The sequence below is a fragment of the Pseudoalteromonas sp. SM9913 genome (assembly GCF_000184065.1).
Lineage (GTDB): Bacteria > Pseudomonadota > Gammaproteobacteria > Enterobacterales > Alteromonadaceae > Pseudoalteromonas > Pseudoalteromonas tetraodonis.
This window is the reverse complement of record NC_014800.1, coordinates 425396-441572: the sequence shown is the minus strand read 5'-3', so window position 1 is coordinate 441572 and position 16177 is coordinate 425396. Positions and strand designations below refer to the sequence as shown.

Annotated in this window: 12 protein-coding genes; 4 read left to right on the top strand and 8 right to left on the bottom strand. The window is 40.9% G+C overall.

Annotation, left to right across the window (positions count from 1 at the left end; genetic code table 11):
- Nucleotides 1-96: 96 nt before the first annotated feature.
- The 6 genes from PSM_RS17150 to PSM_RS17125 form a co-directional block, all read right to left on the bottom strand.
- Entirely contained in the window at nucleotides 97-1506 is a 1410-nt protein-coding gene (locus PSM_RS17150; protein WP_013463140.1) for an efflux transporter outer membrane subunit, read from the bottom strand.
- On the bottom strand, nucleotides 1506-4637 hold the full coding sequence (locus PSM_RS17145) for an efflux RND transporter permease subunit (RefSeq protein WP_013463139.1): 3132 nt from the start codon (nucleotides 4635-4637) through the stop codon (nucleotides 1506-1508). Before PSM_RS17145 ends, PSM_RS17150 begins: the two co-directional genes overlap by 1 nt.
- Nucleotides 4638-4648: 11 nt before the next feature.
- On the bottom strand, nucleotides 4649-5812 hold the full coding sequence (locus PSM_RS17140) for an efflux RND transporter periplasmic adaptor subunit (RefSeq protein ID WP_013463138.1): 1164 nt from the start codon (nucleotides 5810-5812) through the stop codon (nucleotides 4649-4651).
- A gap of 209 nt (nucleotides 5813-6021) precedes the next feature.
- Complete coding sequence (locus tag PSM_RS17135) at nucleotides 6022-7311, bottom strand: hemolysin family protein (RefSeq protein WP_013463137.1); 1290 nt, start codon at nucleotides 7309-7311, stop codon at nucleotides 6022-6024.
- A gap of 120 nt (nucleotides 7312-7431) precedes the next feature.
- Nucleotides 7432-8133 (bottom strand): substrate-binding periplasmic protein, encoded by a 702-nt coding sequence (locus tag PSM_RS17130; RefSeq protein WP_041695991.1) that lies wholly within the window; start codon nucleotides 8131-8133, stop codon nucleotides 7432-7434.
- A gap of 97 nt (nucleotides 8134-8230) precedes the next feature.
- Complete coding sequence (locus PSM_RS17125) at nucleotides 8231-9340, bottom strand: arginase family protein (RefSeq protein ID WP_013463135.1); 1110 nt, start codon at nucleotides 9338-9340, stop codon at nucleotides 8231-8233.
- A gap of 412 nt (nucleotides 9341-9752) precedes the next feature.
- Between PSM_RS17125 and udp the strand changes: the two genes are divergently transcribed.
- On the top strand, nucleotides 9753-10508 hold the full coding sequence (udp, locus tag PSM_RS17120) for a uridine phosphorylase (RefSeq protein ID WP_008112319.1): 756 nt from the start codon (nucleotides 9753-9755) through the stop codon (nucleotides 10506-10508).
- On the opposite strand, the gene cdd is transcribed toward udp, so the two are convergent.
- Nucleotides 10497-11426: a cytidine deaminase gene (gene cdd / locus PSM_RS17115; protein WP_024600943.1), complete on the bottom strand. Its 930-nt coding sequence runs from the start codon at nucleotides 11424-11426 to the stop codon at nucleotides 10497-10499. The genes udp and cdd overlap by 12 nt on opposite strands.
- A gap of 122 nt (nucleotides 11427-11548) precedes the next feature.
- Nucleotides 11549-14194, bottom strand: a complete 2646-nt coding sequence (gene ppc, locus PSM_RS17110; protein ID WP_013463133.1) for a phosphoenolpyruvate carboxylase — start codon at nucleotides 14192-14194, stop codon at nucleotides 11549-11551.
- Nucleotides 14195-14314: 120 nt separating this feature from the next.
- On the opposite strand from ppc, the gene PSM_RS17105 reads away from it, so the two are divergent.
- The 3 genes from PSM_RS17105 to PSM_RS17095 are packed head-to-tail and all read left to right on the top strand — an operon-like array spanning nucleotide 14315 to nucleotide 16055.
- The gene (locus PSM_RS17105) at nucleotides 14315-14713 is read left to right on the top strand and encodes a thiol-disulfide oxidoreductase DCC family protein (protein ID WP_013463132.1); all 399 of its coding nucleotides are present in this window, start codon (nucleotides 14315-14317) and stop codon (nucleotides 14711-14713) included.
- Complete coding sequence (locus tag PSM_RS17100) at nucleotides 14710-15435, top strand: SDR family NAD(P)-dependent oxidoreductase (RefSeq protein WP_013463131.1); 726 nt, start codon at nucleotides 14710-14712, stop codon at nucleotides 15433-15435. The genes PSM_RS17105 and PSM_RS17100 overlap by 4 nt, the downstream gene beginning before the upstream one ends.
- Before the next feature lie 11 nt (nucleotides 15436-15446).
- Nucleotides 15447-16055 (top strand): flavin reductase family protein, encoded by a 609-nt coding sequence (locus PSM_RS17095; protein ID WP_013463130.1) that lies wholly within the window; start codon nucleotides 15447-15449, stop codon nucleotides 16053-16055.
- Nucleotides 16056-16177: the final 122 nt, after the last annotated feature.

Here is a 16177-nt window from a genome sequence, read left to right as displayed (position 1 = left end):
GTTTACTGCTTTGATCACAAAAAATAAACGCTAAACGGGCATTACTTTAATCACGCATAAAACCTTTTATTGTTAACAGGCTTTATGCGTACTAATTTACTTAACGGTTGAAGTAGTGGTCTGCCAGCCACCGCCAACCGCTTTGTATAAATTGATTTGGCTTGCAAGCACAGCTTGTTGGCCCGTGATCAATTGCTGCCTTGCGCTATACCAAGTTCGCTGAGCGTCAAGCACTTGTAAAAAGCTATCAACCCCTTTGTCGTAGCGCGCCTGCGATAATTCAAAGGTTGTCTTTCGGCTTTGTAATAACTCCTCAAGAGCCATTAACTGTGCGTTATAGCCTTCTCTATCCGCAAGTACATCAGCAACTTCACGAAATGCTTGCTGTATTTTTTGCTGGTACGTTGCTACAGCAACTTGTTGCTCTGCGTTAGCGACATCTAAATTTGCTTGATTTCGACCCATATTAAAAATAGGTAAATTTACCGATGGCATGAAGCTCCATGTGCCTGAGCCTGCATCAAATAAATTACTTAAATCACGTGATGCAGTTCCTGCATTGGCAGTTAAACTAATGCTCGGGTAAAACGCTGCACGGGCAATACCAATGTTAGCGTTAGCGGCTAACAGCTGATGCTCTGCTGCTTTTATATCTGGTCGCTGCGTTAGTAAATCAGAAGGTAAACCCACAGGCACACTAGGCAAGTCTAATAAATAATTTAATGACTTACTTGGCAGTAAATCCTCACCTACCGTTTTACCTACTAATAAATCAAGCGCGTTTTTATCGCGTTTCACTAAACGTTGGTATTTAGCAATATCAACTTTCGCTGTGGCTACCGTACTTTTAAGCTGTTCCAGCGTAATTTTAGAAGCGGCACCTAAATCAACACTTTTTTGGGTTAATGATAAGGATGCTTGCTGCGATGATAACGTCTCTTGTGCCAACGCTAACAACTGTTGATCTGTCGCGTAATTTAACCATGCATTAGCAAGCTCTGTAATTAACGACACTTGCATGGTGTATTGGCTCAGCTGAGTTGAATAAAGCGTTTGTAATGCTTGCTCTGACTGATTGCGTACTTTACCCCATAAATCTAACTCGTAAGCCGTCATGCCTACCGTTGCACTGTATTGAGAACTTATTTGTGGTTGACCACTTGCTGATAAATCGCTGGGTAAACGCTGACGACTTCCTGATGCATTAAAATCCAGTGATGGATATAACGCTGAATCTTCAATCTGATACAAACCACGCACGCGCTGAACATTTAAAGCAGCTATTTGTAGGTCTTTATTATGTTCAAGACTTTGTGATATCAGTGTTTTAAGTTTTTCATCATTAAAAAACTGCTGCCATTGTAACGAGGACACCTGCTCATCCCCTGTCTCTGATGCATACGCATCAGGGACAGGTAAATTTAGCGCTTCTTGTTGAGGAGCTAACTGACATCCAGATAAAATTGCTAAAGTAAAAGCACTAAAACTGATTGCTCTTAAACTCATTATACTTCCTCCTCGGAGGTGGTTTTAGCCTTTCCTGAAAACAGTCTACGTACTAAAACAAAAAACAACGGTACAAAAATAACAACCAATGACGAGGCGGCAAGTGTTCCACCAATAATTGAAATACCTAATGCATTTTGTGCACCTGAACCAGCACTTGAGGCAATAGCTAATGGAAGCACACCACACACAAAGGCCATTGAGGTCATTAAAATAGGACGTAAGCGAAGGCGTACAGCGGCAATCGCCGAGTCAACTAAGCTTAAGCCTTCTTCCATTTTATGAATCGCAAACTCAACGATTAAAATGGCATTTTTAGAGGCTAAACCTATGGTGGTTAATAAACCCACTTGTAAGTAAATATCGTTTGATAAGTTACCCATAAAGGCGGCTACAATCGCACCAAAAATCCCCAGTGGCACAATCATCATTACTGCAAATGGTACTGACCAACTTTCATAAAGCGCAGCTAAACATAAAAATACAAATAACAGTGATAATCCATATAACAACGGCGCTTGACCGCCACTTGATCGCTCTTGATATGAAATACCAGTCCATTCAGAAGCAATACCTTGTGGTAACTGCTTAACTAAACGCTCCATTTCATCCATGGCTTGACCTGTACTGTAGCCTGGCGCTGCACTGCCTTGGATTTCCATTGCTGAAAAGCCGTTATACCTTTCCAAGCGAGGCGAACCATAAGACCAATAAGAACTAGCAAATGCTGAAAATGGCACCATATCGCCGTTTTTATTACGCACATACCATTTGTTTAAGTCCTCAGGCACCATTCTCGCATCGGCTTGACCTTGCAGGTATACTTTTTTCACGCGACCACGGTCGATAAAGTCATTTACATAACTACTACCCCACGCCGTCGAAAGCGTACTATTAATATCACCTTGCGACACACCAAGCGCTTCTGCTTTTGCAAGATCAATATCCAGCTGTAACTCAGGCATATCTTCTTGCCCATTAGGGCGAACACCTGCCAATATTGGACTTTGACTCGCCATACCTAATAACTGATTACGCGCTTTTAATAGCTCATCATGACCTAAACCGACACGGTCTTGTAAAAACATATTAAAGCCATTTGCGGTTCCAAGTTCAACAATCGCCGGAGGTGGAAATGCAAATACAAATGCCTCTTTAATCGTTGAAAAATACCCCATGCCTTTTCCTGCAACGGCGCCCACTGATAGGTCGTCACGTTGGCGCTCATCCCAGTGCTTTAAGCTAACAAAGCCAATTGCTGAGTTTTGTCCAGAGCCTGCAAAACTAAAACCTGTTACCGTAAAAATTGAACTAACGGCTTCAGATTGATCTTCTAAATAATGGTTTTCAACTTTTTTAACCACTTCAAGCGTTTGCTCTGTAGTAGAGCCTGCAGGAAGCATTACTTGGTTAAACAAAATACCTTGGTCTTCATCGGGTAGAAATGCCGTTGGTAAGTTTGAAAAAATAGCCACCATGCCGCCTACAATTAATGCATAGCTAAGCAGGTAGCGCTTAGAATGTTTGATCATGCGGCCAACAAAACCTTGCGCACCTTTATTGGTTTTATCAAAACCACGGTTAAAGCCTGAGAAAAAACGACCAATAAAGCTACCATCGGTGTGAACATGGCTAGGCTTTAATAACGTAGCACACAGTGCGGGAGTTAAAATAAGCGCAACCAGTACCGACAGCCCCATCGCCGACACTAAGGTAATAGAGAACTGACGATAAATAACCCCAGTAGAGCCACTAAAGAATGCCATCGGAATAAATACAGCCGACAGCACCATCGCAATACCTACCAGTGCTCCTTTAATTTCATCCATCGATTTTCGCGTTGCTTCAACCGCAGAGAGCTTTTCTTCGGTCATTAAACGCTCAACGTTTTCGACAACAACAATCGCATCATCTACGAGTAAACCAATGGCCAGTACCATCGCAAACATCGTGAGGGTATTAATGGAATACCCAAAGGTAAATAGAATACCAAACGTACCTAGCAATACGACAGGCACCGCAATGGTTGGAATAATAGTTGCTCTGAAGTTTTGTAAAAATAAGTACATTACAACAAATACCAAAACAACCGCTTCGATTAGGGTATGTACTACTTTTTCGATTGATAATGCAACAAAAGGAGTGGTGTCATAAGGCACAACCGCCTCTAAACCTTCTGGAAAAAATGGTTTAAGTTCTTCAAGTGCATCTTTTACACCTTGTGCTGTATCCAAAGCGTTTGCGCCACTGGCTAATTTAACCCCTAAACCCGATGCCGGTTTACCATTAAAGCGCGCTACAACACCGTAGTTTTCACCACCGAGTTCCACATCAGCAACATCTTGTAAACGCACTACCGAGCCATCGCTGTTGGTTTTAACTAAAATATCTTTAAACTGCTCAGGTGTTTGTAATCGGCTTTGAGCCGTTACCGTTGCATTAAGCTGCTGACCTGCCAATGACGGCATGCCCCCGAGCTGACCTGCCGACACTTGCGCATTTTGTGCTTTTATTGCCGCAGAGATATCGTTTGGCGTTAGTTTATAGCTTTGTAACTTAGCCGGATCGAGCCAAATACGCATTGCATATTGAGAGCCGAACAATTGTACTTCGCCCACCCCATCAACACGCGCAACAATATCTTGCACGTTTGATGACACATAATCACCAATGTCAATGTTGGTCATACTGCCATCTTGCGATACAAAACCAACAACGAGTAAAAAACTAGACGATGACTTAGCAACCACAACGCCCTGTCGTTGCACTTCTTCAGGTAATAATGGCGTAGCTGTTGCTAGTTTATTTTGCACTTGCACTTGTGCAATATCAGGGTTAGTTTCTGCATCAAAGGTAAGAGTCAATGTTGCTGAACCACTTGATTCAGAGGTCGATGACATATACAACAAGCCATCTAAACCTTTCATTTTTTGCTCAATAACCTGGGTCACCGAGTCCTCTAAAGTACGCGCAGAAGCACCTGGGTAGTTAGCAGTAATCGTAATAGCAGGCGGTGCAATAGACGGATACTGAGCAACGGGTAAACTTTTAACCGCAATAATACCTGCAAGCATCACCACAATAGCCAGTACCCATGCAAAAATAGGCCTGTCGATAAAAAATCGTGACATGAAATTCTCCGTTATTGGCTGTTATTTGCTGATGACTGTACTTGTGATGCAGCAACCGGTGCGCCTGGGCGAATTTTCTGTAGCCCTTCCACAATCAATTGATCGCCATCAGCTAAACCGTCGGTTACCAACCAGTTAGCGCCCAAAGTACGCTCTACCTTTAATACACGGCTTTCAACGGTATTGTTTTTGCTAACAACCATAGCAGTAGGTTCGCCTTTAGTATTGCGGCTAACGCCGCGTTGAGGAGCGAGAATTGCATTAGATTTCACCCCTTCAACAACCTCAGCACGTACATACATACCAGGTAGCAATAGTTTTTCAGGGTTTGGAAACTTCGCGCGTAACGTTACCGAACCCGTACTTGGGTCAACCGTCACTTCAGAGAACTGTAATGTTCCCTTATGGGGATACGCAGAGCCATCTTCCATAATAAGTTCAACATCTGTTTGCGTGGTTGAATCAACCCCTAAAGAACCCGATGCCAATGCTCTTTTTAGCTTGGTTAGTTCATTGCTTGATTGGGTTAAATCTACATAAATTGGATCAAGCTGAGTAACGGTTGCCAATGCTGTGGTTTGAGCTGCGCTGACTAGTGCCCCGACAGTGACACTTGATTTACTAATTTGGCCGCTAATTGGCGAAGAAACATGGCTATAATCAAGATTAATTTGCGCGCTTTGTAACTGTGCTTTCGCCGTTAATAGTTCTGCAGATGCTTGCTTGTATGCTGCATCTGCTTCATCAAAGTCTTGCTGGCTTACCGCTTTAATTTCTAGTAATTCTTTATAACGCGACGCTTTAGATTTACTGCTTGCAATACTAGCCTCTGCGCGCGCAACGGCCGCTTTGCTGGCTGCGAGTTCTGCTTCAAAAATGTCAGGATTAATTTGATAAAGCGCTTGGCCTTGCTCAACCTGTGTGCCTTCTTCAAATAACCGAGATTGAACAATGCCACTGACTTGAGGACGAATTTCAGCAATTTGAAACGCACTAACACGCCCTGGTAATTCTTTTTTAAGTGTAATAGCTTGGCTTGTTAAAGTGACCACACCAACAGGTGTCGCTGCAGGAGCAGAAGCCTTAGGTTGTTCAGCTACCTGATCACAACCACTTAGAGCAACAGAACCAACGAGGGCCGAAAATACAAAAAAAGCGATGCGGGAACGCTGCATGTCAAATACCTTTTAGTTTAGAATGAACGATCATTCTAAACTATAGTACAGCAATTAAAAATAGCCACTGAGCAACATTTACACATTTTTACAATTGAATAGATAAGTAACACAAATAACACAAACAATAGCTGAGTTATTTAAGCGACACCCATAAAAAAGCAGCCAATGAACTTTCATTGGCTGCTCTTAAGCTATGTTGGCTGTCATTATTCGTTGTCAGTATTAACTCTAGATACTAGTAACTGCTCAATACGAATTCCTTCCACGTCCACAACTTCAAATTTAAAACCTGCAAATAAAACAAACTCTGCGCGTTTAGGAATATGTTTCATGGTATAAATTAAATATCCGGCCACGGTTTCATAATGATTTTGATCAGGAAATTCATCAATTTCAAGTACCTTCGCCAGCTCAACAATCGGGGTTAAGCCATCCACTAACCAAGAACTCGCGTCGCGTTCAATAATTAACTCTTCACTTTGATGAGTAATTAAATCGCCCATAAAACCTTTCATTAAATCTTTAACCGTAACAATCCCAACCACCAAAGCATACTCATTAACTACCACCGCAAAAGGATGCACAGCGGTTTTAAACGCATTTAACGCTTCAGATAAACTCAATGTTTCGGGCAAGTAAAAAATATCTTTATCAAGCATGTCATCGTTAATATTTGCCGCCTCACCTTTGAGTACTTGGCGTAAAATATCTTTAGACTCAACAGAGCCAATTAACTTATCAAGATTGCCTTTGCACACTAAAAAGTGATTGTGCGGGTGATCTATAATTTTATTTGCTATATCGTCGCTAGATTCATCAATATCAAAATAAACAATTTGCTCACGCGGTGACATAACGCTTGATAAGAAACGCGCTTCTAAATCAAATACATTTCCTATTAAATCATACTCTTGTTGCTGTAAACTGCCATATTCAGCACCAGCATCCATCATCGCAACAATATCTTCAGTGGTCACAATATCTTCACGTTCACTGGGCACTTTAAACACCCGTAAAACAATATTGGTTAAGCCATTAAAAAATAATACCAGTGGCGTGAGCGCAAAAGTAACCCAGCGCATAATTGTCACCACCCTCACGGCAACGGCCTCAGGTAAAATCATCGCTAAACGCTTTGGTAGTAAATCGGCAAATAAAATAAATAACGAGGTAATAATTAAAAACGATAATACAAAGCTAATTTGCCCAAGTAATGGACCTTGATAAAACAGCTGTAGTATTTCTTGCATGTAAGGAGACAATGCTTGCTCGCCAACAATCCCGCCTAATATCGCAATCGCATTGAGCGTAATTTGGATCATGGCGAAAAAAGCCCCAGGCTGCTCTTGCAGCTTTAAAACCGCCAAAGCGTGCACATTGCCCTCGTCCGCCATTACTCTTAACTTAATTTTGCGTGAAGCGGCAATCGAAATTTCTGACATCGCAAATAACGCACTCATCAAGATTAATAACGCAATCCCGATTAAATCACCCATTTATAACTCCAAAATAATCGCTTTTACAAGCAAAAGCAGCTGGATTATAGACGCTTTTATAGACAGGGCAATTGATATTTAAATAATATTAATAACTAATAAAAATCAAAAGCTTAATATTTATAGTTTAGACTCATATGAAGAAAAAGCCGCGCTAAGTTGTTGCTTTACGTTATCGGGTAGATTTTTATTACAGGCGAAATATAAAGGGGCTTGATGGGCATTGATGGGCATAAGTAATTCGAGTTGTAATTTATTTAATAAATGAGATTGTTCATGGTTTATTCGCTGCGCTGGTATAACAACTAAATCAATACTCGAACTTCGGGTTTGGATTATCTTAAAAATATTATCAAAACTACTAAACAGCATTAAATTTTCGTTTTCTTTAAAGCCCTTTGAAAGTAAGTAATGATGGCTGTAGTTATCTTTTAAAACCGCAATACGGTATTGCTTTGCCTGCTCTAAATTAGTTAAGGAAATACCTTTGCTTTTAAGGGAGTAAAAATTAGTGTCAAATTGGGCAAGCTTAGCAAACCAAATAAAATTATGTTCCCGCTCAGGCGAACGAGAAATAGAAAATATACAGGTTTGGGGATCTCTCAGTGCAATATTGTAAGCCATACTCCAATCATTTACAGAAATTGAATAATCAATACCTGCGCTATCAAGCACTAATCGGACTTTATCGGCAGCATCACCTACTAAATTGTTATTCGCGTCCAGATACTGCGCAGGCGCAAAGTTCTCTGTTACAACAGTAAGTTTAGCCGCACAATGATGACTTACAATGAACAATAATACACAATACCACTTAGTCACAATAACCCACTATATAAAATTTAAGATGTTACTTTTTTGATTAAAGCAAATTTAATATAGCGGATTATTTACAAATAGCCAATTTTGACCTTTAGGATTAACGATTCATTGCTGCAATTAAGAATGCTGAAATTTTAGCGCCTTCTCTAAGCGTCGTCTCTGAGCTTGATTGACCCACTAATGAGCTGTCGGTAAACGGCGCGATTTCCATCATATCTGCACCGGTTATTGGAAACTCATCGGCAATGGCTGACAAAATATCAAGCGCATGCTGTGGTGTTAATCCATTTTCTTCAGGTGTACCTGTTGCTGAAGCAAATTGAGCATCTAGTGCGTCAATATCAAAGCTTACATACACTTCATCAACCTTGTCAGCCTTTAGTTGCGCGATTGTATCGGCAGCAACAGCGGCTGCGCCACGCTCAATAATTTCAGCAGCCCAGTGCTGTTTAACGCCAAAGGTACTTTCCCAATGTGATTTAGGCTTACCACTTGAGCGAATACCAAATTGAATTAAATGATGTGGCGCGGGTAAAAATTCTAAAATATGGGTACACCAAGAGCCAAAACATAAATCGATACCCAAACGCTCTACGAGTAAGTCGGTGTGAGCATCAAAATGAATAATTGCCGTACGTTTACCTTGCTCGCGTTTGGCTTTTAAATACGCTTTTGTCAGCGGGTAACTAATAGAATGATCGCCACCAATGCCAAAAATGCCTTTATCTTGGAATGTTGCATAAAAGCTGTCACATACATCTTCGGTAATAGACAGTGGACTTACGAAATGATCGTTATTGTCATTGCCATAAAGCGCTTTTTGGCAATTGGTAATTGTTGCCTCGTTTAAGTATTTATCGTGTAATAAATGCGGTATTACGCGCACATCACCTAAGTCAAATGAACGACACTGTGTTTGCTGGTCAATTAAAGCTGAACGTAAAAATAAAGGCCCCCAGTTTGCACCGCGTAAAATACCACCACCACAATCAGAGCTAATCCCCAGCATAACCGCTTTGTGGGGTGAGTTAGGTAATTCATTTAGCGAGTCACGCCATAAAGCATCGACATTTTCAGTTTGACCATATAATTTATTTCTGAGTGCTGCTTTGCGTTCTTTTGCCGTATTAACCGTGAATACACCGTCGCCAGGTGCACATAAACAGTGTTCAACTTTATTTTTAAATGCTTGAAATTGTGTGCTCATTGTAAACCCTTTTTCAATCTGAATATCTTGTCTATTATTGAGTAGTTATGCAAAACGACGAACGCTGAATAAATTAAAAATTAATTGTCTGTGGTTATAAAAATCACTGAACGTTGTGTTTTGCGAGGTTAGGTCAGCGGCAAAACAATACAAAACCTACTAACTAACCTTATGAATATAAACAATTTAAAATTTAGCTAACAACTCTTTTAGCTAGCTACTGGTTTGCTCTGAGGTATGAATATAGTGTCTGAGCAAACAAGTCAACTGGCTCATTTTGTTAGTAATTTTAGCCATTGATTGAATATTCAGAGTTGATGAATAAATCAATACGGACATCCGTCCTGTACTTCATTTAGGTTTCTCGTAATCATGTTAAATTGACAACAACTCTTATTAAAAAGGCTTAGTTATGGAAAAGGTATTTCACTTAGGACTGTGTATTGATGATTTAAAAGGTGCAAAACTGGCTATTGTTCCAGGGGATCCAGATCGTGCAGCACGCATTTCACAGTTCTTAGATAATCCAACCTGCCTTGCTCAAACGCGTGAGTTTCACATTTATTTAGGCCAATTAAACGGCCACTCAGTGGTTGTATGTTCAACCGGTATCGGCGGCCCTTCAACGTCAATTGCGGTTGAAGAACTGGCTCAACTTGGCGTACGTAGCTTTCTTCGCATTGGCACAACAGGCGCTATTCAGCCGCACATTAACGAAGGCGATATTTTAATTAGCCAAGCCTCAGTTCGTTTGGATGGCGCGAGTCAGCATTTTGCACCGCTGTGCTACCCTGCTGTTTCTGATTTTTTTGCCACTCAAGCAATGGTAAAAGCCTGTGAAAACCTAAACATCGATTTTCATATCGGTATCACCGCTTCAAGCGATACCTTCTACCCAGGACAAGAGCGTTACGATACGCATTCTGGTTATGTTCCTAAGTCATTACAAGGTAGCTGTGAAGAATGGCAAAAACTAGGCGTGATGAACTACGAAATGGAATCGGCTACTTTATTTACTATGTGTGCCGCTCTTGGCCTACAAGCAGCCTGTGTTGCAGGTGTATTAGTAAATAGAACACGTCAAGAAATTCCTAACGTAGACCACGGCGAGATTGAGAAAAAATCGGTTGCCGTGGTACTTGAAGCCGCTAAAGTGTTACTTGGCTAATGTTGCGCTAATAACCTCAAGTGTTGGCAAGCCAGTAAAGCTTGCTAACACGGCTTTTGCCACCCCTGATTGGTTTTCATGACCAGCCGTTTCTAATAACGTAACTGATTTAACTGTTTGCTTATCAAAGCTCAGTCCTGCTAAAAACAACTGACTCACAGCACTTTGTAATGGCGATAAACTCGGGCTGTACGCTGCATTTTCTGCATAGCTGCCATAAAAATCACCGTTTTCAAACGTACTTATTTTTACTGCACTGTAATTTTGGCTGTATGGCACATAAGCCGCTAAAGCATAGCTCATCAGCTTTTCATCAAGTTGTTTGTTTTCAAAACAATTAGTTTGCTCTGCTGGGTTAAATAAGCTGTGCTCATTGCCTAAATCGGTTGGTCCAAATGAATGAGGTAATAACTCTGCCAATTTAAAGTTTTGTGCTGGCAGTAAAATATCAAGCTCTTTCGCATCAGCGAGTTCATTCATAAATTGACGACAGTACCCACATGGGACATCACTAATCGCTATTTTAAGAATTTTTTTACCGCCATTTAACCAGGCATTATTAATTGCAGATTGCTCACCGTGCACCACTAAACTAAGTGCTTGATGGTCAAACTCAGCGTTAGCGCCAAAGTAAAAAGTAGTGTTTCCTTGTGAATCGAGCCCTTTTACAATTGCGCCGACATGAAATTTGGAAATAGGTGCAACGGAAAACTCTGAAGCCATAGGCACTAAGCCTTGTAATAATGCATCGTCGCTAACATTAAGCTCGGTGCAAAGCGCTTTAATATCGCTTGAATATAAAATACCGCGTTGAGTTTTTAATTGACTGCGTAGAGCTTGCGTTTGCGCTACGTTTAGAGAAATGTGTGAATTGCTAAGTGCTGTATTATGTTGCACTTTAAAAGTTGCTGAAGCCATAATAGTTTTTATTTGTTCAATGGCCAAGTAGTGTAAAAGGTTGGCAAACTAAATACCAGCCTATTCAACGTAAAAAAAGGGAACACGTCGTGTGTTCCCTCTAAAACTAATCTAGTTTTGGATTAACCTGTATTACGCATACCCGCTGCAATACCGGTCATAATGATCATCAAGGCATTGTCTATATCATTTTCATTGCCTTTATCATCGCCACGAGAACGACGTAATAACTCAACTTGTAATACATTAAGCGGGTCGGTGTATGGGTTTCTAAGCCCAATAGACTCTTTGATCCAAGGCTGATCAGCCAATAAGCTTTTTTGTGGGCTTAATGATTGCACTAACGTCATCGCCTCACCAAGTTCCTCTCGCAAGGCAACACCTAAAGGCTTATACATCTCTTCCACCAGCGCATTATCGTAATGCTCACTCAACCAGCTATCCGCTTTACTAAATACCATTTCTAGCATTTCTAAACGTGCTCTAAAGAACGGCCATTGCAAACTCATTTCGCTTAAGGTTTCAATCCCATATTTTTCAAGCGCGGCTTTAAGTCCACTTAATGCACCTAACCATGCAGGTAACATTAACCGGTTTTGACTCCACGCAAAAATCCATGGAATAGCACGTAAGCTCTCAACCCCTCCATTTGGATTTCGTTTTGCAGGCCTTGAGCCTAACGGTAATTTTGACAGTTCCAATTCAGGTGTCGCCATTCTAAAGTAGGGCACAAAGTTTTCATCGTGGCGCACCACATTACGGTAATGCTGACACGACACATCGCTAATTAATGCCATCACTTCACGCCATTGTAATTTAGGCTCTGGTGGTGGCAATAAATTACTTTTTAGTACCGCACCTGCATAAATATTTAAGCTTTGTAATGCCACATTGGGTAATCCAAACTTAAAGCGGATCATTTCACCTTGCTCTGTTACCCTAAGCCCGCCTTTTAACGACCCCGGCGGCTGAGAATGCAATGCTTGTGCAGCAGGCGCACCACCACGTCCAACCGTACCACCACGTCCATGGAATAAAATAAGCTCAATACCGCGTTCATCCGCTAGTTGTACGAGCTTATCCATTGCCTCATATTGTGCCCAACCAGCAGCCATCATGCCTGCATCTTTGGCTGAGTCTGAATAGCCAATCATTACATTTTGGGTGTTTTTGATGTGTCCACGGTACCACTCATTATTTAAAAGCGTGGTGATGACGTTGTGGCCATCGTTTAAATCGTCCAAGGTTTCAAATAAAGGCGCCACGGGCAGTTCAAAACCACAGCCAGACTCTTTAAGTAATAGCTGCACTGCTAATATGTCAGAGGCGGTTCGTGCCATAGAGATAATGTATAAACCAAAGGTTTTTTCATCTTGCTGTGCAATAACATCAAAGGTATCAAGCACCTCTTGCACTTCTGGACTTGGTTGCCAATGCCTAGGAATAAGCGGACGACGTGAATTTAGCTCTGTCAGTAAAAAAGCTTGTTTGTCTTGCTCTTCCCATTGATTGTAATCGCCAATACCTAAATGACGAGTTAATTCTGAAAACACATCGCTGTGTCTTGACGAATCTTGTCGCACATCCAGTTTAGCCAAACGCAAACCAAAGCTATTTACACGATGGATCACATCTAATAGCAAGCCATCAGCAACCACTTGCATATTGCATTTTAATAATGAGCGATAACACACCTCAATTGGGTGCTTAATTTGGTTAATATCAGTAATTAAATCTTGTGATTCAGTACGCTTATTTTTAATTTTAGCGCTTAAGTACATCACTGTTTCAGCCACTTGATTTTTAAGCTCTTTGAGCACGGCTCGATAAGGTTCAAACTCTTGCCCTGCCAGTTTAATGAGCTCATCGCTGGCATCAGACATAGAAAGTTCAGCACACAAAGTTTCTAAATCACGCTGGTATAAATCCAGCGCCATCCAACGGCCATGATCGAGTACTTGCTTTGTCACCTCGGCGGTTACAAACGGGTTACCATCTCGATCCCCCCCCATCCATGACGTAAATTCTATCGGACTGTAGTTAGCTGGTAGCTCAAGGCTCAAATGCTGTTTAACATGCTGGCTAAACTCACGTAAAAAATGTGGCACGGCATCCCATAAGCTATTTTCAATTACCGCATAGCCCCATTTAGCTTCATCAACAGGGCTTGGGCGAGAACGACGAATATCGTCAGTATGCCAAGCTTGGCTAATTAGCTGCGCAATTCGATTTAATATCGCTTCGCGCTCTTGCGCAAGGTTATCGGTGCGCTCAAGTGATGCTAAACAGTCGCTTAGTTCAACATGTTTGTTAATAATAGTACGGCGAGTCACTTCGGTTGGGTGAGCGGTTAGTACTAAGTTTATGTGGAGTTTTGAGAGTGTGTCGGCTAAATGATTATGATTAAGCTGACCTTGTTCGGCCTTTGCTGCTAACGTTTTTAATGTTTGAGTGAGAGGATTTAGTTGGCAAAAACCAACATCATTAAAACGTGATACGGTATGAAACTGCTCTGCAACATTAGCTAAGTTTAAAAAATGATTAAATGAACGGGCAACCGGTAAAAGCTCCTCATCACTGAGCGCATGGAGTACATCAATTAACGCTTGGCGATCGGCTTCATTGCCACTGCGAGATGATTTTGATAAAGCCCGAATTTCTTCTACTTTATCTAAAATCTCTTGTCCTTGGGCATCTTTAATAGTTTGTCCTAATAATTGACCAAGTAGATTAACATTACCTCGCAAGGCGGCATATTGTTCACTCATTTCTAGCTCTCCTTCGTTTCTTGGAGACCTATTAATATCACTAAGAGGGAATATTTAATAGATCCATTTGCATTGTCTTGTCGTAAAAAAGCATATGTAAAATAAACACAAAGCGATAACATGATCATTTTTTACGATGGCAATTGCCCACTGTGCAATGCAGAAATGCAACATTTAAAACGTGCCGATGTTGATCATAAAATTACACTAGAAGATTTAAACGCGGATGATTTTAGTGAGCGTTTTCCCGCAATTGATAAACAAAATGCCATGGATTTATTGCACGCCCAAACTGATAAGGGGCAGATGATTTACGGCTTAGACGTCACTTATCAAGCTTGGCGCACCGTTGGGAAATACCGTTGGCTTAAAATAATTCGTTTGCCCGTAATTCGCTTTTTTGCCGATCATGCTTACACTTTTTTTGCAAAATACCGCCATTATATAAGCCGTTTTTTAATGCCCAATGCGCAGTGTAGTAATGGTCAATGCAATATCAAATCTAAAGGTGAAAAATGAAAACAGTGATTTTATTTGGCGCCAGTAGCGCCATTGCACAATCCTACGTAAGTCATTTAAATCAGCAAGCAGCACAATTTAATATAATTTGTGTCAGCTCATCGAATATTAATCACAGCGATATAAACGTAAACTATTTTCAGAGCGACTATTCAGCGCAAAGCCTAAAAGAGCTAACCCAGTCGTTAAAATCTCAGCAAGTTGATATAGCTCAAGTGATTATATTTAATGGTCAATTACACAACGACCAGCACATGCCAGAAAAAAAGCTTGAAGAAATCAACAGTGATTATTTTATGCAGCTTATGCACTCTAATACGCTTGTACCCCTGCTGTGTTTGCAAAGTATAGTGCCGCTGCTTAATCATAAAACTCACTGCACAATTACTGCTTTGAGCGCTCGTGTAGGCAGTATTAACGACAATAAATTGGGTGGCTGGTATACCTATCGCGCATCTAAGTCTGCGCTGAACATGTTATTTAAAACAGCCGCCATTGAACTTGCTCGTCGCGCTAAAAATACCAAACTTGTTTTATTTCACCCGGGTACTACAGATACACAGCTTTCTAAGCCATTTCAAAAAAATGTGCCCGCAGATAAACTGTTTACCCCTGACTTTGTTGCGCAGCAATTATTTAAATTTACTTACGAAAACCCACAGTTAGAACTCAACGGCGAACCTGCCTACCTAGATTGGCAAGGAAACACCATAAAATGGTAAGGAACAAATACATGCATTTTTCGAAAGACCGCATAGCCGCACTTGAAAAACATACCCGTACACACTTTATCAACTCACTTTCAGGGTTTAAAAGTGCAAACTTAATTGGCACACAAGACTTACAAGGTAATACTAATCTAGCCATTGTCAGTTCAGTTATTCATTTAGGCGCACACCCACCGCTAGTAGGCATGATAATGCGCCCGCACAGCGTACCAAGGCATACATTCGAAAATATTATAGAAACAGGCGTTTATACTATTAACCAAGTAAATAGTAATATTTACCAGCAGGCACACCAAACATCGGCACGTTACGCTAAAAATGAGTCTGAGTTTGATGCAACGGGTTTAAAAACAGAGTACTTAAACGACTTTAAAGCGCCTTTTGTTGCACAAAGCCGACTAAAATACGCAGTAAAATTTGTAGAGAATCAGCATTTAGCTGTTAATGGCACTGAGCTGGTTATTGGTGAAATAATGGATGTTTATGTAGATAAATCAGCACTCCAAAGTGATGGCTTTTTAGACTTACAAGCCATCGATACCGTTGCAGTAACCGGATTAGATAGCTACCACACGGCGAATAAGCTCAATCGTTTACCCTACGCGAAAAAATAGCCCAAGGTTATCAAGTCTTTGGTAATGAGAGACTTGATAACTCATCCCCATTTGTTCAATCCCTTGTTCACTAATCGCAATTAATTTGAATTGAACGCATTTAGCCTACACACTATGCAAAA